The organism is Shinella zoogloeoides, assembly GCF_020883495.1.
GTDB lineage: Bacteria > Pseudomonadota > Alphaproteobacteria > Rhizobiales > Rhizobiaceae > Shinella > Shinella zoogloeoides.
In genome coordinates, this window is record NZ_CP086610.1 from 14,821 (window position 1) to 35,856 (window position 21,036).

A 21,036-nucleotide genomic window follows, 5' to 3' on the forward strand; every position below is an offset into this window, starting at 1 on the left:
GGATGGTATGGGAGCCGCTTGTTTTCCGGCGCTGCCGGCTCATTTTCAACCGACGACGGACGATCGATCGTGAAGGACAAACACCGCCGGCCGAAGAGCGGCCCCGCCGCGCCCGCAAGGACGCAGGCCCACAGCCGGCCGGCCGGCAAGGCGACGCCCGCCGCAGCCCCGAAGCCCGCCCAGGCTCCGAAGAAGGAGCCGCGCCCCGCGCCCGAGGCCCCCGCCCGCCCGCTGATGCGCCGCGAAGGCGAAAAGCCCGCCGAGCGCGTGCCGGTCATCCTCGAAACCGCCGGCTCCAGCCAGTACCGCCTCATCGATAGCGGCGCCGGCGAGAAGCTGGAGCAATACGGCCCCTACCGCATCGTGCGCCCCGAGGCGCAGGCGCTCTGGCAGCGCAGTCTGCCGGCCGCGCTCTGGGACAAGGCCGACGCCCTCTTCACCGGCGATACGGACGAGGACGGCATGGGCCGCTGGAAGTTCCCCAAGGCGGCGCTCGGCGAGACCTGGCCGATGCAGCTCCTCGGCATCGATTTCCACGGCCGCTTCACCGCCTTCCGCCATGTCGGCGTCTTCCCCGAGCAGCTCGCCCACTGGAGCTGGATGAAGGAGAAGGTCGAGACCGCCGGCCGCCCCGTCAAGGTGCTGAACCTCTTCGGCTATACCGGCGTCGCCTCGCTGGTGGCCGCCAGCGCCGGAGCCGAAGTCACCCATGTCGACGCCTCCAAGAAGGCCATCGGCTGGGCGCGCGAGAACCAGACGCTCGGCCGCATGGAGAAGCTGCCGATCCGCTGGATCTGCGAGGATGCCATGAAGTTCATCCAGCGCGAGGAGCGCCGGGGCAGCAAATACGACATCATCCTCACCGACCCGCCGAAATTCGGCCGCGGGCCGAACGGCGAGGTCTGGCACCTCTTCGACCACCTGCCGCTGATGCTCGACATCTGCCGCGAGATCCTGTCGCCCAAGGCCATCGGCCTCGTGCTGACGGCCTATTCGATCCGCGCGAGCTTCTATTCCATCCACGAGCTGATGCGCGAGACCATGCGCGGCGCCGGTGGCATGGTGGAATCGGGCGAACTCGTCATCCGCGAGAGCGGCCCGGACGGCGGCGACGCCGGCCGCGCGCTCTCCACCTCCCTCTTCAGCCGATGGATCAGCGCATGAGCCAGGACCACCACGGAGCCCGCCGCGTCGGGCAGGTGAAGGAAGTCACGAGCCTTTCGAACCCCATCGTCAAGGACATCAAGGCGCTGGCCAACAAGAAGGACCGCGACGAGACGAAGAGCTTCATGGCCGAGGGCCTGAAGCTTGTCATCGATGCGCTGGAACTCGGCTTCGAGATCAAAACGCTGGTCTATGCCAAGAACGTCAAGGACAAGCCGCAGGTCGTGCAGGCCGCGACGAAGACCGTGGCGCGCGGCGGGCTGGTGCTTGAGGTCAGCGAGAAGGTGCTCTCCTCGATCACGCGGCGCGACAATCCGCAGATGGTCGTCGGCATCTTCACCCAGCGCTGGACGAGCCTGCGCGATATCCGCCCGAAGGCCGGCGAGACCTATGTGGCGCTCGACCGGGTGCGCGATCCCGGCAATCTCGGCACGATCATCCGCACGGCGGACGCGGCGGGCGCAAGCGGCGTCATCCTGATCGGCGAGACGACCGACCCCTATTCGATGGAAACCGTGCGCGCCACCATGGGCTCGGTCTTCGCCCTGCCGCTGGTCAAGGCCAGCCCCGCCGATTTCCTCGCCTGGAAGAAGGGCGCGGGTGTTTCCGTCGTCGCCACGCATCTTGCCGGCGCGGTCGACTACCGCACCATCGATTACAGGAAGAAGCCCGTCGTCCTCCTCATGGGCAACGAGCAGCAGGGCCTGCCGGACGAGCTTGCCCGCGAGGCCGATGCGCTCGCCCGCATCCCGCAGGCCGGCCTTGCCGATTCGCTGAACCTTGCTATCGCCACCGGCATCATGCTCTTCGAGGCGCGCCGCCACCTGCTGACGCTGGAAGAGCGCGAATGAGCGAGCGCATTCCGCTGTTCTCCCGGCCGCTGCCGGTCGTCGTCCTCATCCTGTGCGCGCTGCTGCTGGATCAGGCCGTCAAGTTCGCCGTCGAAACCTGGCTTCCCTTCCAGGAGCCGGTGCATGTCATGCCCATGCTGGCGCTCTACCGCACCTACAATTACGGCGTCGCCTTCTCCATGCTGTCGGGCATGGAGGGCTGGTTCATCGTCACGCTCCGGCTCTTCGTCGTCGCCTTCGTCGTCTGGCTCTGGCGGCAGACGCCCAAGGCGCGCGGGCTTGCCCATGCCGGTTATGCCTTCATCATCGCGGGCGCCTTCGGCAATCTCATCGACCGCGCGCTCTTCGGCTACGTGATCGACTATATCCTCTTCTACACCGAGACATGGTCCTTCGCCGTCTTCAATCTTGCCGACAGCTTCATCACCATCGGCGCGGGCCTCGTCGTCCTTGACGAGCTTCTGCTGCTGCGCCGCCCGAAAAGCTAAAATTCGAACGACTTGCTGAAGCCGATCTGAACGGACCCTGTGGTAATGGGGTCCGCATGAGCGAACCCGTCAAGCTTCAGAACCGGCTCCAGGCCGAATTCGCCGAACCGCCGCGCCGTACCGCCCCCATCCCGGCCGTGGGGAATGAGGCGGGCGATTTGCCTGCCGCCGCACCGGCCGGCCATGCGGCCATCCGCAACGTGATCGCCGGCCTCGGGCTGCTGATGGCGGTGCTTGTCTTTGCGGCGGGCATGACGGCGGGGTTCTATGTCGCCGCCATCGGCCTCGGCCTTGCGGGCATTGCCGGCGCTGTCTTCCTTCTGCGTGCTCGCCTGCCGGCAACCGGCATGGAGGCGGCGCATGACCGCTCCTGGGAGCGCAGCGAGACCTCGCAAATCCTTTCGGCCATCCATGACGTGCTTGGCGATATCGTCGTCATGCGCGCGCTCGACGGCCGCATCCTCAGCGCCAATGCCGTGCTCGGCACGCTGACGGGCATCGCCGATGTCGAGGGCAGGACCTGCGAGGCGCTGGGCCTTGCCTTCCGCTCGCAGGCGACCCCCCATCGCTACGATGTCGACGTTGCCGGGCGCATCTATTCCTGGCACGACGTCACCGTGCGCGATCCGGCCTCCGGCGACCTCGTGATCCATTCCATCGCCCGCGACGTGACGGAGGAGCGGCGGGCGGAGCGGGAGCGCGAGCATGCCCGCCAGCGGGCGGAGGAGGCGAGCGCTGCGAAATCGCGCCTGCTGGCCACCGTCAGCCACGAGATCCGCACGCCGCTGTCGGGTATCCTCGGCATGTCGCACCTCATCGGCCAGACGCGCCTTTCGGCCGAGCAGAAGAACTACCTTTCCGGCATGCGCCAGTCGGGCCATGCGCTGGTCCAGCTCGTCGACGACCTTCTCGACTTTTCCTCCATCGAGGCCGGCCGCTTCCAGCTTCGCCCGTCGGAGGAGCCGGTGCGCCCGATGCTGGAAAGCGTCGTGGAAATGCTCTCGCCGCGCGCGCATGAGAAGGGCATCGAGATCGGTTCCTTCGTTTCTCCCGAGGTGCCGGGGCTTCTGCTTTACGATGCGCCGCGCCTGCGCCAGGTGCTCTACAATGTCGTCGGCAACGCCGTGAAATTCACCCATACGGGCGGCGTCTTCCTCGAAACGACGCTCGACCGTAACGCCGTCATCATCCGCGTCACCGATAGCGGCCCCGGCATGAGCGCCGGGGAACAGGCGCGTATCTTCGAGGAATTCGAGCAGACCGGAAGCGCCGCCCAGCGCAGCGGCGGCACCGGCCTCGGCCTTGCCATCTCGGCCCGCATCCTCGCCGAGGCGGGCGGCGCGCTGACGCTCGAAAGCGCGCCCGGCAAGGGCAGCACCTTCACCATCCGCATGCCGGTCGACCTGCGCACGGTGGCCGCCGGCGGGGCGCGTGGCGGCGTGCTGGCCGGCAGCCTCGTCTTCCTGCTCGCGCCCGAAGGGCCGGCCGCCCGGGCGCTGGTGCGCACCGTCGAGGCTCTGGGCGGCGCGTGCCATCTCGCCACCACCGTCGCCGAGGCGCTGGAACGCATCCAGTCCCTTGCCGGCCGCAGGGCGGAACTGACCGATATCATCGTCGACAACCGCCTTGCCGGAGCCTTCCGCCGGGAACTGGCCGACCTTGCCTATCTGCGCGACAGCGGCGCGCGGCGCATCTATCTCGTCAATCCGGAAGAACGCGGCGCGCGGGCGATCGGCAATGGCGAGGGCTACGATTCCTGGCTCATCCGGCCGCTGCGCGAGCGCTCGCTGGTCGAGGTGCTGCGCGGGCGCATGAAGGGCATCGAGGTGCGCGACGCCATCAACGACAATCGTCCGATCCTGAAGGACCTGCCGCCCGCCGTGTCCGACCCGGTGCCGACCGCCCCGACGGGCGCACGCATCCTCCTTGCCGAGGACGACCCGGTGAATGCCATGCTGGTGCGGTCCGTGCTGGAGCGGGCGGGCCATACCGTGCGCCATGTGCCGGACTATCCGGCCCTCGTCGCCGCGCTCGGCGGGGCGACGGATGCCGGCCCCTTCACCGCCGATCTCATCGTCACCGATCTCGGCATGCCGGGCGGCGAGGGCAGGGAGATGATCGCCCGCATCGCCAGGGGCGACTACGGCAATGCGCCGCTGCCGGTGGTCGTGCTGACGGCGGACAGCCGCGCCGGTCTTGGCGAGGCGCTGCGCGATGCCGGCGCGAGCGCGGTTCTGGCCAAGCCCGCGGATCCGGCCCGATTGGTCGCGGAAATCGCCCGCCTTGCGCGCCGCGCCACCGCATGAGGCTACACAAGCCGGCCCTGCGTCATTATCTTGTTGCAGAATCGTGGTTTAAACCACGCAGTTTCGCATGACAGGTACAGTATCATGACGCTCGACCTCGCCCCGACCATCGCACCGCAGGAGACGGCCCAGAAGCCGGCTTCCGTCGCCGGCCGTTCGGGCACGGACGTGCTCGGCCGCATCGGCAATCTCGAAACGCGCATCGCCCGTTCCGTCTCGGAGATCGACGCCGCGCAGGCCGTCCGCTACCGCGTCTTCGCCGAGGAAATGAACGCCACGCTCTCGTCCGATGCCGTGCGCCGCAAGCGCGATATCGACGCCTGGGACATGGTCTGCGATCACCTGCTGGTGCTCGACACCACGATAGAGGGTGACGCGGAAGAACAGATCGTCGGCACCTACCGCCTCCTGCGGCAGGATATTGCGGCCGGCTCCGGCGGTTTCTATTCCCAGTCGGAATTCGACGTCGATGCGCTGATCGCCCGCCATGCGGACAAGCGCTTCATGGAACTCGGCCGCTCCTGCGTGCTGCCCGCCTATCGCACCAAGCGCACGGTGGAACTGCTCTGGCAGGGCGCCTGGGCCTATTCGCTGCGGCACGGCATCGACGTGATGTTCGGCTGCGCCTCCTTCCATGGCGTGGTGCCAGAGGAACATGCGCTGGCGCTCTCCTTCCTGCACCACAACGTTCTTGCGAAGGACGAATGGAGCGTCTCGGCCCGGCCGGAACGCTTCCGCACCATGGACCTGATGCCGGCGGAGGGGGTCGATGCGCGCAAGGCGCTCGTCGCCATGCCGCCGCTCGTCAAGGGCTACCTGCGCCTCGGCGCGGCCATTGGCGACGGCGCGGTCGTCGACCACGGTTTCAATACTACGGATGTGCTGATCGTCCTGCCGATCGGCAAGATCTCGGGCCGCTACCTGAATTATTACGGTGCGGATGCGGGGCGGTTCGCCAGTTAGCCTTTGAGCCGCTTCGGTTGGTTTTCCGCCCGCTCCAGAGCTTTGGAGCGGGCGGTTTTCGTTATACGCCGGAATTGTAGGCGGCGAGCGCGGCCATGTTGACGATGTCGCTGTCCTTCGCGCCCATCGAGACGATCTGCACCGACTTGTCGAGACCGACGAGCAGGGGGCCGATGACCGTCGAGCCGCCGAGTTCCTGCAGCATCTTGGTCGAGATCGAGGCCGAGTGGAACGCGGGCATGACGAGCACGTTGCCGGGAGCCGACAGGCGGCAGAACGGATATTGCTCCATGATGCGCGGGTTCAGCGCCACGTCGGCGGCCATCTCGCCGTCATATTCGAAATCGACGCGGCGGCGGTCGAGGATCTTCACGGCCTCGCGCACCCGCTCCGAACGCTCGCCCGAGGGATGGCCGAAGGTCGAGTAGGCGAGCATCGCCACGCGCGGCTCGTAGCCGAGGCGGCGGGCAAGACCTGCCGCTTCTTCCGCGATATCCGCCAGCTCCTCCGAGGAGGGCATGTCATGCACGGCCGTATCGGCGACCAGCACGGCGCGGCCGCGGCAGAGCGCCAGCGAGGCGCCGATGACCCGGTGGCCGGGCTTGGCGTCGATGCAGCGGCGCACGTCTTCCAGCGCGGTCGAGTAGTTGCGCGTCAGGCCCGTCACCATGCCGTCCGCATCGCCCAGCGCCACCATGCAGGCCGCGAAATGGTTGCGGTCGTTGTGGATCAGGCGCTGCGCATCACGGAAGAGGAAGCCCTTCCGCTGCAGGCGGGCATAGAGATAGTCGATATAGACGTTGTTGCGCTTGGAGATGCGGGCATTGACCAGCTCGATGCCGGGCCGGTCGAGGTCGATGCCGGCCTTTTCGGCCGTTTCGCGCATCTGCTCCTCGCGGCCGAGCAGGATGGCGGTGCCGAGCTGCTGGTTGGCGTAGGAGACGGCGGCGCGCATCATCTGCTCTTCTTCGCCCTCGGCGAAGACGACGCGCTTCGGCTGGCGGCGCACGCGGGCGTAGATCTGCTGTAGCGTCGAGGCGATCGGGTCGCGGCGGGCGCGAAGGTCGCGGGCATAGGCATCGAGGTCGGGAATGGCCTTGCGCGCAACGCCCGTATCCATCGCCGCCTTGGCGACGGCAACGGGGATTGCCGAGATGAGGCGCGGGTCGAACGGCACGGGGATGATGTATTGTGCGCCGAAGCGCGGGCGCACGCCCTGATAGGCGGCGGCGACGTCGTCCGGCACGTCTTCCTTGGCAAGATGCGCCAGCGCCTCGGCGGCGGCGATCTTCATCGCGTCGTTGATGGTGGAGGCGCGAACGTCCAGCGCCCCGCGGAAGATGTAGGGGAAGCCGAGCACGTTGTTGACCTGGTTCGGATAGTCCGAACGGCCGGTCGCGACGATGGCGTCGTCACGGATGCGGGCGACTTCTTCCGGGGTGATTTCCGGGTCGGGATTGGCCATGGCGAAGATGATCGGCTTCGGCGCCATGGAGCGGATCATCTCTTCTGAGAAGGCGCCCTTGGCGGAAAGGCCGAACACCACGTCCGCGCCCACCATCGCCTCGGCCAGCGAGCGGCGGTCGGTCTTGACGGCATGGGCCGACTTCCACTGGTTCATGCCGTCTTCGCGGCCCTGGTAGATGACGCCCTTGGTGTCGCAGAGGATGACGTTTTCCGGGGCGAAACCCATCGCCTTGATAAGCTCGATACAGGCGATGGCGGCCGCGCCCGCGCCGTTGCAGACGAGCTTGGTCGTCTTGAAGTCGCGGCCGGTCAGCGCCAGAGCGTTGATGAGGCCGGCGGCGGCGATGATGGCGGTGCCGTGCTGGTCGTCGTGGAAGACCGGGATGTCCATCAGCTCGCGCAGGCGCTGCTCGATGATGAAGCAGTCGGGAGCCTTGATGTCTTCCAGGTTGATGCCGCCGAAGGAGGGGCCGAGATAGCGCACGCAGTTGATGAACTCGTCGACATTCTCGGTGTCGACCTCGAGGTCGATGGAATCGACATCGGCGAAACGCTTGAAGAGGACGGACTTGCCTTCCATCACCGGCTTGGAGGCCAGCGCGCCGAGATTGCCGAGGCCGAGGATGGCGGTGCCGTTGGAGATGACGGCGACCATGTTGCCGCGCGTCGTGTAGTCATAGGCGGTGGCCGGGTTCTCGGCGATGGCCTTCACCGGCACGGCGACGCCCGGCGAATAGGCGAGCGCGAGGTCGCGCTGCGTCGCCATCGGCTTGGTCGGCGTGATTTCCAGCTTGCCGGGACGGCCGTTGGAATGGAAATCCAGCGCCTCCTGGTCCGTGACGGTTGCCCTCTGGCGATCTGATTTGTCGGTTCCCGGCATGCTCCCCCCTTCACACTCCTGTGGGCGATAAGCCCATGACTGCATACGGCAGTTGTCATCTATAGCTCCGCGTGGCTAGGGTGACACCTCTTTTTTGGGAAGAACAGACCCTCCGTTTTGGAAGAAACAGTATCTCCGTGAACGATCAGATCGTGCGAGCGAACGACATCCTGTCGACGGCAGAGCTTGCCAGCGACGAAAGCCGCGCATCGGCCACGCCGATGATGGAACAGTATATCGAGATCAAGGCGACCAATCCGGACAGCATGCTGTTCTACCGCATGGGCGACTTCTACGAGCTGTTCTTCCAGGACGCGGTGGACGCCTCCCGCGCGCTCGGCATCACGCTGACCAAGCGCGGCCAGCATATGGGCCTCGATATTCCCATGTGCGGCGTGCCGGTCCATGCGGCGGACGACTACCTTCAGAAGCTGATCGCCGTCGGCTTCCGCGTCGCGGTCTGCGAACAGGTGGAAGACCCGGCGGAGGCCAAGAAACGCGGCTCGAAATCGGTGGTGCGCCGCGATGTGGTCCGCCTCGTCACGCCCGGCACGCTGACCGAGGAAAAGCTGCTCTCGCCCTCCGACGCCAACTACCTGATGGCCGTCGCCCGTATTCGCGGCGGGGCGGAGCCGGCGATGGCGCTCGCCTGGATCGACATTTCCACCGGCATCTTCCGCCTGTCGGAGACGGCGCAAGGCCAGCTTCTCGCCGATATCCTGCGCATCGACCCGCGTGAGCTGATCGTGCCGGACACGCTGTTCCACGACCCGGAATTCCGCCCGGTGCTGGACGTCGTCGGCCGCGTCGCCGTTCCCCAGCCCGCCGTGCTCTTCGACAGCGCGACGGCGGAGGGCCGCATCGCCCGCTATTTCGGCGTCTCGACGCTCGACGGTTTCGGCACCTTTTCGCGCGCCGAACTGGCCGCGGCCTCTGCCGCCATTTCCTATGTCGAGAAGACGCAGATCGCCGAGCGCCCGCCGCTCGGACGGCCGGAGCGCGAAAGCTCGGCCTCCACGCTCTTCATCGACCCGGCGACGCGCGGCAATCTCGAACTGGTGCGCACCCAGTCCGGCGACCGCGCCGGCACGCTGCTGAAAGCCATCGACCGCACCGTCACCAGCGGCGGCGCGCGGCTTCTCGCCGAACGGCTGATGTCGCCGCTGACCGATCCCGACGCGATCAACGTCCGCCTCGATTCCATCGCGATGCTGGGCGAGTGCCCGTCCTTCAGCGAGGACCTGCGCCGCGCGCTGAAGGCGCTGCCCGACATGCCGCGCGCCCTTTCGCGCATCGCGCTCGGCCGTGGCGGCCCGCGCGATCTCGGCGCCATCCTGCAGGGCCTTTCGGTATCCGCCGGCATCGCCCAGACGATGGTGGTGGAAGACCTCGGCGGCGAGCTCGCCGGCGCTCGCGCCGCCATCGCCGCGCTGCCGATCGACCTGTCGCACCGCCTCGCCGTGATGCTGGCCGATGAACTGCCGCTCCTCAAGCGCGACGGCGGTTTCATCCGCGAGGGGGCGGATGGCGAGCTGGACGAGATGCGGGCGCTGCGCGACCAGTCCCGCCGCGTCATCGCCGGCCTGCAATTGCAATATGCCGAGGAAACGGGCGTCAAGTCGCTGAAGATCAAGCACAACAACGTGCTCGGCTATTTCATCGAGGTCTCGGCCGGCAATGCCTCGGCGCTGACCGACGGCGACGAGGCGAAAGCCCGCTTCATCCACCGCCAGACAATGGCTGGCGCGATGCGCTTCACGACGACGGTGCTCTCCGAACTGGAAACCAAGATCGCCAACGCCGCCGACCGTGCGCTCGCCATCGAGTTCGCCGCTTTCGACGGACTGGTCGAGGCGGTCGTCGCGGAGGCAGAGGCCATCAAGGCGGCGGCGCGCGCGCTCGCCGTGGTCGACGTCTCCGCCGGCCTGGCGGCGCTTGCCGAGGAACAGGCCTATTGCCGGCCCACGGTCGACAGTTCCACCATGTTCGCCATCGTCGGCGGCCGGCATCCGGTGGTGGAGCAGGCGTTGCGCCGCCAGCAGGCCGCCGCCTTCGTCGCCAATTCCTGCGATCTTTCGCCTGACGACGGCAAGGGCCACGGCGCGATCTGGCTGCTGACCGGCCCCAACATGGGCGGTAAGTCGACCTTCCTGCGTCAGAACGCCCTCATCGCCATCCTCGCGCAGATGGGCGCTTACGTTCCGGCGGAAAGCGCCTATATCGGCGTGGTCGACCGGCTCTTCTCGCGCGTCGGCGCGTCGGACGATCTGGCGCGCGGCCGCTCCACCTTCATGGTCGAGATGGTCGAGACGGCGGCGATCCTCAATCAGGCGACCGACCGCTCGCTGGTCATCCTCGACGAGATCGGCCGTGGCACCGCCACTTTCGACGGCCTTTCCATCGCCTGGGCCGCCGTCGAGCACCTGCACGAGGCGAACCGCTGCCGCGGTCTCTTCGCCACCCATTTCCACGAGCTGACGGTGCTTTCGGAAAAGCTCGCCCGCCTTTCCAATGCCACGATGCGCGTCAAGGAATGGGACGGCGACGTCATCTTCCTGCACGAGGTCGGGCCCGGCGCGGCCGACCGCTCCTACGGCATCCAGGTGGCGCGCCTTGCGGGGCTTCCGCCATCGGTCGTGGCGCGGGCGAAGGATGTGCTCGCCAAGCTGGAGGATGCCGACCGCAAGAACCCGGCAAGCCAGCTTATCGACGACCTGCCGCTGTTCCAGGTGGCCGTGCGCCGCGAGGAAGCGCAGCGCAGCGGGCCGTCGAAGGTCGAGGAACTGGTCAAGGGCCTCAGCCCGGACGACATGACGCCGCGCGAGGCGCTGGATGCGCTCTACGCGCTGAAGAAAGAACTTGGCAAAGCCTAGCGGCTCGGATCATTGTCCTTGCATGCTGAAAGGGTCTATAGGCATGCGAACCGAACGGGCGATGGACGACAAGCGGGACGCAGGCCGGAATCCGATGGAAAAGAAGCTTCTGGCGCCGGCCGAGTCCGGCCTGCTCGACGTTCCGGCGTTGCGCGCCCGCTGCGAATTCATCGCCAGCACCAATGCCGATTTCCGCGACCGCATGCGCCGCGAGCTTCTGGCCGAGTTCAAGAAGGTCAATACGGCCGGCCGCGCCCGCGCCCGTGAACTGCTTTTCGAAGATGGCAGCGGCCTGCAATGCGCCGCCCGCATCTCCTGGCTTCAGGACCAGCTCATCGCCGTCCTGCACGATTTTGCCCTCAACCACGTCTTCAGCGCGGGACAGGCCCCGCCCGATACGCGCATCACGGTCACGGCCGTCGGCGGCTATGGACGTGGCACGCTGGCCCCCGGCTCGGATATCGACCTGCTCTTCCTGCTGCCGGCAAGGCCGGCCGCCTGGAGCGAGCCGGCCATCGAGTTCATGCTCTATATCCTGTGGGACCTCGGCTTCAAGGTCGGCCACGCCACGCGCAATCTGGAAGAATGCATCCAGCTCTCCAAGGGCGACATGACCATCCGCACGGCAATCCTCGAGGCGCGCTATATCTGCGGCTCGGTGGCGCTGTTCGAGGAGATGGCGGTGCGCTTCGACCGCGAGATCATGCGCGGCACAGGCCCGGAATTCATCGCCGCGAAGCTCGCCGAGCGCGACGAGCGCCACCGCAAGGCCGGCGACACGCGCTATCTCGTCGAGCCGAACGTCAAGGAAGGCAAGGGCGGGCTTCGCGACCTGCACACGCTGTTCTGGATCGCCAAGTATTTCTATCATATCAAGGACCCCGCCGAACTGGTGAAGCTCGGCGTGCTCTCCCGGCAGGAATACAAGCTCTTCCGCAAGGCGGACGATTTCCTCTGGGCGGTGCGCTGCCACATGCATTTCCTGACGGGTAAGGCGGAGGAGCGGCTTTCCTTCGATATCCAGCGCGAGATCGCCGAATGCCTCGGCTACCAGCCGCATCCGGGCCTGTCCGCCGTCGAGCGCTTCATGAAGCACTATTTCCTCGTGGCCAAGGACGTCGGTGACCTGACGCGCATCTTCTGCGCCACGCTGGAGGACCAGCAGGCCAAGGAAGCGCCCGGCATCACCGCCGCCATCAGCCGCTTCACGCGGCGCACGCGGAAAATCGCCGGCACGCTGGAATTCCTGGAGGATCGCGGCCGTATCACCATCGCCGACCCCGATGTGTTCAAGCGCGACCCGGTCAACCTCATCCGCCTCTTCCATATCGCCGATATCAATGCCCTGGAGTTCCACCCGGACGCGTTGAAGCAGGTGACGCGCTCGCTGGCGCTCATCAATAGCACGCTGCGCGAGAACGAGGAGGCGAACCGCCTCTTCCTCTCCATCCTCACCTCGCCGCGCGACCCGGCGCTGATCCTCCGCCGCATGAACGAGGCCGGTGTGCTCGGCCGCTTCATTCCGGATTTCGGCAAGATCGTCGCGATGATGCAGTTCAACATGTATCATCACTATACGGTCGACGAACACCTGATCCGCTCCGTCGGGGTGCTGGCGAATATCGACCAGGGCCGCGAGAAGGAGGCCCATCCCCTCAGCTATCAGGTGATGCCGAGCATCGAGGACCGCATCCCGCTCTATGTCGCGGTGCTGCTGCACGATATCGCCAAGGGCCGCCCGGAGGATCATTCCGTGGCGGGCGCGAAGGTCGCGCGAAAACTCTGCCCGCGCTTCGGCCTCTCGCCCAAGCAGACGGAACTGGTCGTCTGGCTGATCGAGGAACACCTGACCATGTCCATGGTCGCCCAGACCCGCGACCTCAACGACCGCAAGACCATCGTCGACTTCGCCGACAAGGTGCAGTCGATGGAGCGCCTGAAGATGCTGTTGGTGCTGACGGTCTGCGATATCCGCGCGGTTGGTCCCGGCGTGTGGAACGGCTGGAAGGGCCAGCTTCTGCGCACGCTCTACTACGAAACGGAACTCCTCATCTCCGGCGGCTTTTCCGAATTGTCGCGCAAGGAACGGGCGCAGGCCGCCCGCGAAATGCTGTCCCAGACATTGCCGGACGACTGGAGCCAGAAGGATCGCAAGACCTATGCGCACCTTCACTACGAACCCTATCTCCTCACCGTGTCGCTGGAGGATCAGGTCCGTCACTCAGCCTTCATCCGCGAGACGGACCGGGCGAAGCAGACGCTCGCCACCATGGTGCGCACCCATTCCTTCCATGCCATCACGGAAATCACGGTGCTTTCGCCCGACCATCCGCGCCTCCTGACGGTCATTGCCGGGGCCTGCGCGGCGGCCGGCGCGAACATCGTCGACGCGCAGATCTTCACGACCTCGGACGGGCGCGCGCTCGACACGATCCTCGTCAACCGCGAATTCCCCAACGATGCGGACGAGATGCGCCGCGCCGGCACCATCGGCCGGATGATCGAGGACGTGCTGTCCGGCCGCAAGCGCCTGCCGGAAGTGATCGCGACGCGGGCCAAGAGCCGCAAACGCACGCGCACCTTCACGGTCTCGCCGACCGTCACCATCTCCAACGCGCTGTCGAACAAGTTCACCGTCATCGAGATCGAGTGCCTCGACCGTCCCGGCCTTCTGTCCGAGGTGACGGCCGTGCTCTCCGACCTTTCGCTCGACATCGCCTCGGCGCATATCACCACCTTCGGCGAGAAGGTCATCGATACCTTCTACGTCACCGACCTCGTCGGCCAGAAGGTCACCAACGAAAACAGGCAGGCCAATATCGTCGCGCGGCTGAAGGCCGTCATGGCCGACGAGGCGGATGAACTGCGCGACCGCATGCCGCCCGGCATGATCGCGCCCGTTCCCGCCGTGGCGAAAAGGATCAGGGCAGAACAATGAGTCTCGTCAAGAAATTCGCGACCGTGGGCGGCGCGACGCTCGGCAGCCGCGTGCTCGGCTTCGCGCGCGAAACGCTGATGGCCGCTGCCCTCGGCACCGGGCCGATGGCCGACGCCTTCTACGCCGCCTTCCGCTTCCCCAACCTCTTCCGCCGGCTCTTCGCCGAGGGCGCCTTCAACGCCGCCTTCGTGCCGCTCTTCGCCAAGGAGATCGAGGCCGGCGGCATCGAAGGGGCCAAGCGCTTTTCCGAAGAGGTCTTCGGCGTGCTCTTCACCGTGCTCATGGTGCTGACCGTCGCGATGGAGTTCCTGATGCCGCTCCTCGTCGCCTGGGTCATCGCGCCCGGCTTCGTGGGCGATCCGGAGAAGTTCGACATCACGGTGCGGCTTGCCGCCGTCATGTTCCCCTATCTCATGTGCATGTCGCTGACGGCGATGCTGTCGGGCATGCTGAACTCGCTGCACCACTATTTCGCCGCCGCCGTTGCCCCGGTCTTCCTCAACGTCGTGCTGATCGGCGCGCTCGGCTACGGTCTCTGGCAGGGCGCTTCCCCGCTGGAAACGGCCTGGTATCTCTCCTGGGGCGTGCTTGCCGCCGGCATCCTCCAGATGGCCGTGCTCTATGCCGGGGTGCGCTACGCCGGCATGCGGATCGGCTTCCGCCGCCCGCGCATGACGCCGAACGTGAAGCGCCTGCTCTGGCTCGCCTTCCCGGCGGCCGTCACGGGCGGCATCACCCAGATCAATCAGCTCATCGGCCAGATGATCGCCTCCACCCGGGAGGGCGCGATTTCGGCCCTGCAATATGCCGACCGCGTCTACCAGCTTCCGCTCGGCGTCGTCGGCATCGCCGTCGGCGTGGTTCTGCTGCCGGAACTGGCGCGGGCCCTCAAGGGCGGGCACGAGCGCGAGGCCGGCAACCTGCAGAACCGCTCCCTGGAATTCGTGCTGTTCCTGACGCTGCCGGCCGCCGGCGCGCTCTGGGTCATCTCCGACGAGATCGTGCGCGTGCTCTATGAGCGCGGCGCCTTCAACCCGCAAACGACCTCCATCGTGGCCGGGACGCTCGCCATCTACGGCCTCGGCCTGCCCGGTTTCGTGATGATCAAGGCGCTCAATCCCGGCTTCTTCGCCCGCGAGGATACGCGCACGCCGATGCGCATCACCATGCTGTCGGTGGTCGTCAACTGCGTGCTTGCGGTCTCGCTCTTCCCGCTCTTCCACGAGCGCGGCATTGCCACCGCAGAAGCCGTTTCCGGCTGGCTGACGGCGCTCATGCTCTTCGTCACGCTGGTGCGCCGGGGCCACTGGCCGCTGGAAAAGGCGCTCGTCTGGCGCGTCGCCAGGCTGCTCGTCGCCACGCTCGTCATGGCCGCCGCACTGGAATACGCCTCCGGCTACCTTGCCGACTATCTCGGCTCGGCCGCGCCCATCTACACGCAGATCCTCGCCCTCGGCCTGCTCGTGGCGCTGGCCATGGTCGTCTATTTCGCGGTCGCCTTCCTCATCGGCGGGGCGGATCTCGGCATGATCCGCCGCAACATGAAGCGCAAGCCGAAGCCCGCCCCGTCGGAATGAGACGTCAGCGCGCTGCGAACCGCGCGCGCTTCGTCAGCCGCGCGAACCCGCTGCCGCCGCAATAGTGCCAGCGCCGCTTCGGCCCGACATCGACATGCACGATGCCGTTGCAATAGGTGCCGATGCCGCCGATGGCCGGGGCGGTGCTCGCCGCCGCGATGATCCGCTTCACGGAAACGCCGGGAACGCGGATATCGGCGGCGAGGCATTTGCGGTGATAGGAGCCGCGCCGCCCGTTCGAGCGATGGCCGGAGGTGACGAGCGGCCGGCGGCCGACGACCCGGGCGATATGGGTGAGAACCCCGCGCAGCTTGCCGGGAAAGCATCGGTGCCGCACGCGCGGCGTCTGGATCGTGTAGATTTTCGCCTCCAGGCCCTTCTCGGCTCTGGAAGCATGTTTACGGCCTGCCGTGGTCTCGGTCGCGAAGAGCGATGTCAGCGCGACGACGCAGGCAAGCAGGATGGAACCGTTTTTCTGCACGGGTCATCTCCGTTTTGCGCCCCTTCGTCACAAAACGGCCGATCGGGACCGGCCTCCCCCCCAAATCCCCGGGGGGAAGGGACAACCGGAAAATGTCTTTTATAAGGATTCTCTCATGCGCGTTGCCGCTCTCGGCGCGCCCTCTTGATCGCGGTCCCCGCGCCGTGCATAAGCGCGACGTATTTTTACGCAGTTCCGGCACAGGATTTTCCCGGAATTGCTCGTGTAACAGGGACCAGGCCCTCCACCCGCCTGAAGGAAACACCGTCATGAGCGCATTCAAGCCTCTCGTCTTCTCCGGCGTCCAGCCGACCGGCAATCTCCACCTCGGCAACTATCTCGGCGCGATCCGCAAGTTCGTCGCCCTGCAGGAAGACAACGACTGCATCTATTGCGTCGTCGACCTGCACGCGCTCACCGCGCAGCTCGTGCATGAGGACATGCGGAACCAGATCCGCTCCATCGCCGCCGCCTTCATCGCCTCCGGCATCGACCCGAAGAAGCACATCGTCTTCAACCAGTCCGCCGTGCCGCAGCATTCCGAGCTTGCCTGGATCTTCAATTGCGTGGCGCGCATCGGCTGGATGGAGCGCATGACGCAGTTCAAGGACAAGACGGGCGGCAAGAATGCCGAGCAGGTCTCGCTCGGCCTGCTCGCCTATCCGAGCCTGATGGCCGCCGACATCCTCGTCTACCGCGCGACCCATGTTCCGGTCGGCGACGACCAGAAGCAGCATCTCGAGCTGACCCGCGACATCGCGCAGAAGTTCAACATCGATTTCGGCGGCCATATCCGCAAGGCCGGCACGGGCGTCGATATCGTCGTCGGCGAAGAGCCGGTGCATGCCTATTTCCCGATGGTCGAGCCCCTGATCGGCGGCCCTGCGCCCCGCGTCATGAGCCTGCGCGACGGCACGAAGAAGATGTCGAAGTCGGATGCCTCGGACCTCTCGCGCATCAACCTGCTGGACGACGCCGACACCATCTCCAAGAAGATCCGCAAGGCCAAGACCGACCCGGACGCCTTGCCGAGCGAGGTCGAGGGCCTGAAGGGCCGTCCCGAGGCGGAAAACCTCGTCGGCATCTATGCCGCGCTCTCTGACAAGTCCAAGGCCGATATCCTTGCCGAGTTCGGCGGCCAGCAGTTCTCGGTCTTCAAGCCGGCGCTGGTCGATCTCGCCGTCAACGTCCTCTCGCCGATCACCGACGAGATGCGCCGCCTGATGGACGACACGAGCCATATCGACGCGATCCTTCGGGACGGCGGCGAAAGGGCGCGGGCGCGGGCCGAAAAAACCATGAAGGAAGTTCGCGACATCATCGGCTTTGTGCAGTAAGGTCGCCGCGAAAAGACCGCATATCAGGAGCGCGCATGGTTTCTCGCCGACTTTCCCGCCTTGAGGGTCACCGCCGCAAGTTCCTGGCGGTCATCGACGATACGCCGGAATGCCAGCGTGCCGTCCACTATGCGGGAATGCGCGCGAAGAACTCCAGCGGCGCCGTCGTCCTGCTCTATGTGATCGCCAATGCCGATTTCCAGCAATGGCTCGGCGTCGAGGAGATCATGCGGGCGGAAGCGCGCGAGGAGGCGGAAGCCGTGCTCGCCAAGGCGGCGCAGGCGCTGCGCGAGGCGATCGGCATCGAGCCGGAAACGGTGATCCGCGAGGGCGTCGCCAGCGAGCAGATCAACAGCCTCATCGACGAGGACCGCGATATCGCGATCCTCGTTCTGGCCGCCGGCTCCGCCAAGGAAGGGCCGGGGCCGCTGGTGTCCTCGCTCGCCAGCCGCGGGCAGGCGTTCCCCATTCCGGTGACGGTCATCCCGGACCAGCTCAGCGACGAGGAACTGGACGCATTGAGCTGACCTTCCGTCTTGAAGAGCGGGGCGGAAACGCCTATCTTCTTTTGAATTATTCTAAATGTATGGGCCGACCGAAGCGCCTGGCCGCACGGAGAGAAAGATGTTCATCCAGACCGAAGCGACGCCGAACCCGTCGACCCTGAAGTTCCTGCCGGGCAAGGTGGTGCTGGAGACCGGCACGGCCGAGTTCCGCGACGAGACGGAAGCGCGCGCCGCATCCCCGCTCGCCGCCCGCCTCTTCGGCATTCCCGGCGTCAAGGGCGTGTTCCTCGGCTACGATTTCATCACCGTCACCAAGGACGATGCCGACTGGCAGCATATGAAGCCGGCCATCCTCGGCAACATCATGGAACACTTTATGTCCGGCCTGCCGGTGCTTGCCGGCGGCGCGCTCGGCGGCAGCGACGAAGACGAGGGCGAGTTCTTCAACGAGGGCGACGAGACCATCGTCGCCACGATCAAGGAACTGCTCGATACGCGCGTTCGCCCGGCCGTGGCGCAGGACGGCGGCGACATCACCTTCAAGGGTTTCCGCGACGGCGTCGTCTATCTCAACATGAAGGGTGCCTGCTCGGGCTGCCCGTCCTCGACGGCGACGCTCAAGCACGGCGTCCAGAACCTTCTCCGCCATTTCGTACCGGAAGTGCAGGAAGTTGAAGCCGTCGCATAAGGCCCTTTCCGCGAAACCCGGATGCCCGGCATGATCGTCCTGGCGATCGATACGGCGGGCACCGGCTGCTACGCGGCGCTCTATGATTCCGATCGGGATATCGTTCTCGGCGCTGCCGGTGACGATATCGGCCGCGGCCATGCCGAGCGGCTGATGGAATTCGTCGATGCGGCGCTCGATGCCGCGGGCACGGATATCAAGGCCGTCGGCCGCATCGCCGTCACTGTCGGCCCCGGCTCCTTCACCGGCATCCGCGTCGGCGTCGCCGCCGCGCGCGGCCTTGCGCTTGCGCTTGGCGTGCCCACGGTCGGCGTTTCCAGCCTTGCCGCGCTCGCCGCCGATCACCGGACCGGCGCGCCGCTGATGGTCGCCATGGATGCCAAGCGCGACGAGGTCTACTGGCAGCGCTTCGCCGCCGATGGGGCGCAAGCTTCGCCCCCTGCCATCGCCACCGTCGTCGAGGCCCGCGCCATCGCCGCCGGCCATGACGGCGCGCTCGCAGGCTCCGCCGCCCATCTCCTGCGCGATGGAGAGCCGCCGGCAGCCGATGGCGTGTCCATCGTCACCGTCGCTCGCATCGGCGCGCACCTCGATCCCAAAAACCATCTGCCGAAGCCGCTTTACCTGCGCGGTCCCGATGCCAAGCCGCAGGCGGGTTTCGCGATCCGGAGGGCGTGACATGTCGCTCGCCGACTATTTCACCCGCAAGCCCGTCTTCGACATCTTCCCGCTGGAAACGGACGACGCCGGCATCGCCGCGACCTTGCACGGGGCGCGATTCCCCCAGCCGTGGAACGACGGCGAGTTCCATTCTCTCCTCACGCAGGAGCCGGTCTTCGGCTTTCTTGCGGTGAAGCAGGGCGCGCTCGGTCGCACGGCCGGCGGCTTCGTTCTGGCGCGCGCCACGGCGGGCGAGGCGGAAATCCTGACCATCGGCGTCGACGAGCGATTCGGTCGCGCCGGCCTCGGCTGGCGTCTGATGCTGGCGGCGCTGCATGAAGCCAAGATGCGCGGCGCGGAGGATATCTTTCTCGAGGTGGACGAGGGCAATGTCGCGGCCCGCGGTCTCTATGGCAAGCTCGGCTTTTCCAAGGTCGGCGAGCGCAAGGCCTATTACGCCGCCGCCGATGGCACCCGGTCCACGGCGCTTGTCATGCGGCGCGATCTTCGCTAGTCCCCTTTCGGGAGGCCGAACGAAAGGGCAGATCGTATGGCGGACGCGGAAAAATCGCTGGAAGAGCTTTGTGTCGAGCGCGGCATGCGCATGACCGAGCAGCGCCGCGTCATCGCGCGCGTGCTCGAGGCTTCCGCCGATCACCCGGACGTGGAAGAACTCTACCGCCGCTCCTCTGCCGTCGACGCGCGCATCTCCATCTCCACCGTCTACCGCACGGTAAAACTCTTCGAGGATGCCGGCATCATCGAGCGTCACGATTTTCGCGATGGCCGCTCGCGCTACGAGACCGTGCCGGACGAGCATCACGACCACCTGATCGACCTCAAGAACGGCCAGGTCATCGAATTCCATTCGCCGGAGATCGAGGCCCTGCAGGAACGCATCGCCCGCGAGCACGGCTTCAAGCTGGTCGATCACCGTCTGGAACTCTACGGGATTCCCCTCAAGGACGGCGAGTGAGGCCCGGCAGGGCGGAGGGGGGTAGCCCCGGAACGCTGGCCGGCGCTTGCACCTGTTCCAGGGTGCCCGCGTGATCACCTGGTTGCGCATCGCCATCGGCCTCGTCGTCCTCCTCGCGGTCACGCTCGTCCTGCTGCCGGTGCAGCTTGTCGGCCTGCGCTTCGACCTGAAAATTCGCCGCTATATCCCGCGTCTCTGGCACCGCGTCGCCTGCCGCGTGCTCGGCCTCAAGGTGCGCGTGCATGGCAGGCTGGAGACGAGCCGGCCCCTGCTGATCGCCGCCAACCATGCCTCCTGGAAGGATATCATGGTGCTCGGCTCCATTGCCGACGTCGTCTATATCGCAAAGTCAGAGGTGCGGGGCTGGCCAGTCTTCGGCATCCTTGCCCGTCTGCAGGCGACGATCTTCGTCGAGCGCGAGCAGCGCCAGAAAACCGGCGATCAGGTGGACGAGATCGCAAAGCGCCTGACGGGCGGCGAGATCGTCGTGCTCTTCCCGGAAGGCACCACTTCGGATGGCAACCAGCTCCTCGAGATCAAGACCTCGCTCTTCGGCGCGGCCGCCTCCGCCGTGCCGCATGCGCCCGAGGGCGTCGTCCACATCCAGCCCGTCTCCATCGCCTATACCGGCGTGCATGGCATGGCGATGGGCCGCTACCACCGGCCGCTCGCCGCCTGGCCCGGCGATATCGAACTCCTCCCCCATCTTCTCGGCATCGCGCGGGAAGGGGCGGTCGATGTCGATGTCGATTTCGGCGAGCGCGTCGATTACACCCGGGCGAGTAACCGCAAGGTGGTGAGCCGCACGGTGGGCGCGCGCATCCGCGCCATGCTCGGCGCGCGGCTGCGCGGTCGATAGAGGCCGGCGAGGGGCTTCAATT

Annotated in this window: 17 protein-coding genes; 15 read left to right on the forward strand and 2 right to left on the reverse strand. The window is 66.6% G+C overall.

The window, feature by feature from the left end; genetic code table 11:
• Nucleotides 1–69: 69 nt before the first annotated feature.
• The 5 genes from K8M09_RS00095 (at nt 70) to K8M09_RS00115 (ending at nt 5,772) form a co-directional block, all read left to right on the forward strand.
• On the forward strand, nt 70–1,164 hold the full coding sequence (locus K8M09_RS00095) for a class I SAM-dependent rRNA methyltransferase (protein ID WP_160786627.1): 1,095 nt from the start codon (nt 70–72) through the stop codon (nt 1,162–1,164).
• Complete coding sequence (locus tag K8M09_RS00100; protein WP_160786626.1) at nt 1,161–2,015, forward strand: TrmH family RNA methyltransferase; 855 nt, start codon at nt 1,161–1,163, stop codon at nt 2,013–2,015. Before K8M09_RS00095 ends, K8M09_RS00100 begins: the two co-directional genes overlap by 4 nt.
• A complete protein-coding gene (gene lspA, locus K8M09_RS00105) occupies nt 2,012–2,503 on the forward strand; it encodes a signal peptidase II (RefSeq protein WP_160786625.1) in 492 nt (163 codons plus the stop codon). Before K8M09_RS00100 ends, lspA begins: the two co-directional genes overlap by 4 nt.
• Before the next feature lie 56 nt (nt 2,504–2,559).
• On the forward strand, nt 2,560–4,809 hold the full coding sequence (locus tag K8M09_RS00110; RefSeq protein ID WP_160786624.1) for a hybrid sensor histidine kinase/response regulator: 2,250 nt from the start codon (nt 2,560–2,562) through the stop codon (nt 4,807–4,809).
• 84 nt (nt 4,810–4,893) lie between these two features.
• On the forward strand, nt 4,894–5,772 hold the full coding sequence (locus tag K8M09_RS00115; protein WP_160786623.1) for a GNAT family N-acetyltransferase: 879 nt from the start codon (nt 4,894–4,896) through the stop codon (nt 5,770–5,772).
• 61 nt (nt 5,773–5,833) lie between these two features.
• On the opposite strand, the gene K8M09_RS00120 is transcribed toward K8M09_RS00115, so the two are convergent.
• Entirely contained in the window at nt 5,834–8,119 is a 2,286-nt protein-coding gene (locus K8M09_RS00120; protein WP_160786622.1) for an NADP-dependent malic enzyme, read from the reverse strand.
• 137 nt (nt 8,120–8,256) lie between these two features.
• Between K8M09_RS00120 and mutS the strand changes: the two genes are divergently transcribed.
• From mutS to murJ, 3 genes are all read left to right on the forward strand, one after another.
• On the forward strand, nt 8,257–10,992 hold the full coding sequence (gene mutS / locus K8M09_RS00125; RefSeq protein WP_160786621.1) for a DNA mismatch repair protein MutS: 2,736 nt from the start codon (nt 8,257–8,259) through the stop codon (nt 10,990–10,992).
• 94 nt (nt 10,993–11,086) lie between these two features.
• Nucleotides 11,087–13,930, forward strand: coding sequence for a [protein-PII] uridylyltransferase (locus K8M09_RS00130; protein ID WP_229342040.1), 2,844 nt, complete (start codon nt 11,087–11,089; stop codon nt 13,928–13,930).
• Entirely contained in the window at nt 13,927–15,507 is a 1,581-nt protein-coding gene (gene murJ / locus K8M09_RS00135; RefSeq protein ID WP_160786620.1) for a murein biosynthesis integral membrane protein MurJ, read from the forward strand. The genes K8M09_RS00130 and murJ overlap by 4 nt, the downstream gene beginning before the upstream one ends.
• 4 nt (nt 15,508–15,511) lie before the next feature.
• Here murJ and K8M09_RS00140 read toward each other — a convergent pair whose 3' ends face one another.
• Complete coding sequence (locus K8M09_RS00140) at nt 15,512–15,988, reverse strand: YcbK family protein (RefSeq protein ID WP_229342042.1); 477 nt, start codon at nt 15,986–15,988, stop codon at nt 15,512–15,514.
• 269 nt (nt 15,989–16,257) lie between these two features.
• On the opposite strand from K8M09_RS00140, the gene trpS reads away from it, so the two are divergent.
• From trpS to K8M09_RS00175, 7 genes are all read left to right on the forward strand, one after another.
• The gene (gene trpS / locus K8M09_RS00145) at nt 16,258–17,325 is read left to right on the forward strand and encodes a tryptophan--tRNA ligase (RefSeq protein WP_160786619.1); all 1,068 of its coding nucleotides are present in this window, start codon (nt 16,258–16,260) and stop codon (nt 17,323–17,325) included.
• A gap of 35 nt (nt 17,326–17,360) precedes the next feature.
• Nucleotides 17,361–17,852 carry a universal stress protein gene (locus tag K8M09_RS00150; protein ID WP_160786618.1) on the forward strand — a complete coding sequence of 164 codons (492 nt, stop codon included), beginning with the start codon at nt 17,361–17,363 and terminating at the stop codon, nt 17,850–17,852.
• Between the two features lie 97 nt (nt 17,853–17,949).
• Nucleotides 17,950–18,519, forward strand: a complete 570-nt coding sequence (locus K8M09_RS00155) for a NifU family protein (RefSeq protein ID WP_160786617.1) — start codon at nt 17,950–17,952, stop codon at nt 18,517–18,519.
• A gap of 30 nt (nt 18,520–18,549) precedes the next feature.
• On the forward strand, nt 18,550–19,197 hold the full coding sequence (tsaB, locus tag K8M09_RS00160; RefSeq protein ID WP_160786616.1) for a tRNA (adenosine(37)-N6)-threonylcarbamoyltransferase complex dimerization subunit type 1 TsaB: 648 nt from the start codon (nt 18,550–18,552) through the stop codon (nt 19,195–19,197).
• 1 nt (nt 19,198) lies between these two features.
• On the forward strand, nt 19,199–19,693 hold the full coding sequence (locus tag K8M09_RS00165) for a GNAT family N-acetyltransferase (RefSeq protein ID WP_160786615.1): 495 nt from the start codon (nt 19,199–19,201) through the stop codon (nt 19,691–19,693).
• 36 nt (nt 19,694–19,729) lie between these two features.
• Nucleotides 19,730–20,155 carry a Fur family transcriptional regulator gene (locus K8M09_RS00170; RefSeq protein WP_160786614.1) on the forward strand — a complete coding sequence of 142 codons (426 nt, stop codon included), beginning with the start codon at nt 19,730–19,732 and terminating at the stop codon, nt 20,153–20,155.
• Nucleotides 20,156–20,225: 70 nt separating this feature from the next.
• Nucleotides 20,226–21,014, forward strand: a complete 789-nt coding sequence (locus K8M09_RS00175; RefSeq protein ID WP_160786613.1) for a lysophospholipid acyltransferase family protein — start codon at nt 20,226–20,228, stop codon at nt 21,012–21,014.
• The last annotated feature ends 22 nt before the right edge of the window (nt 21,015–21,036 follow it).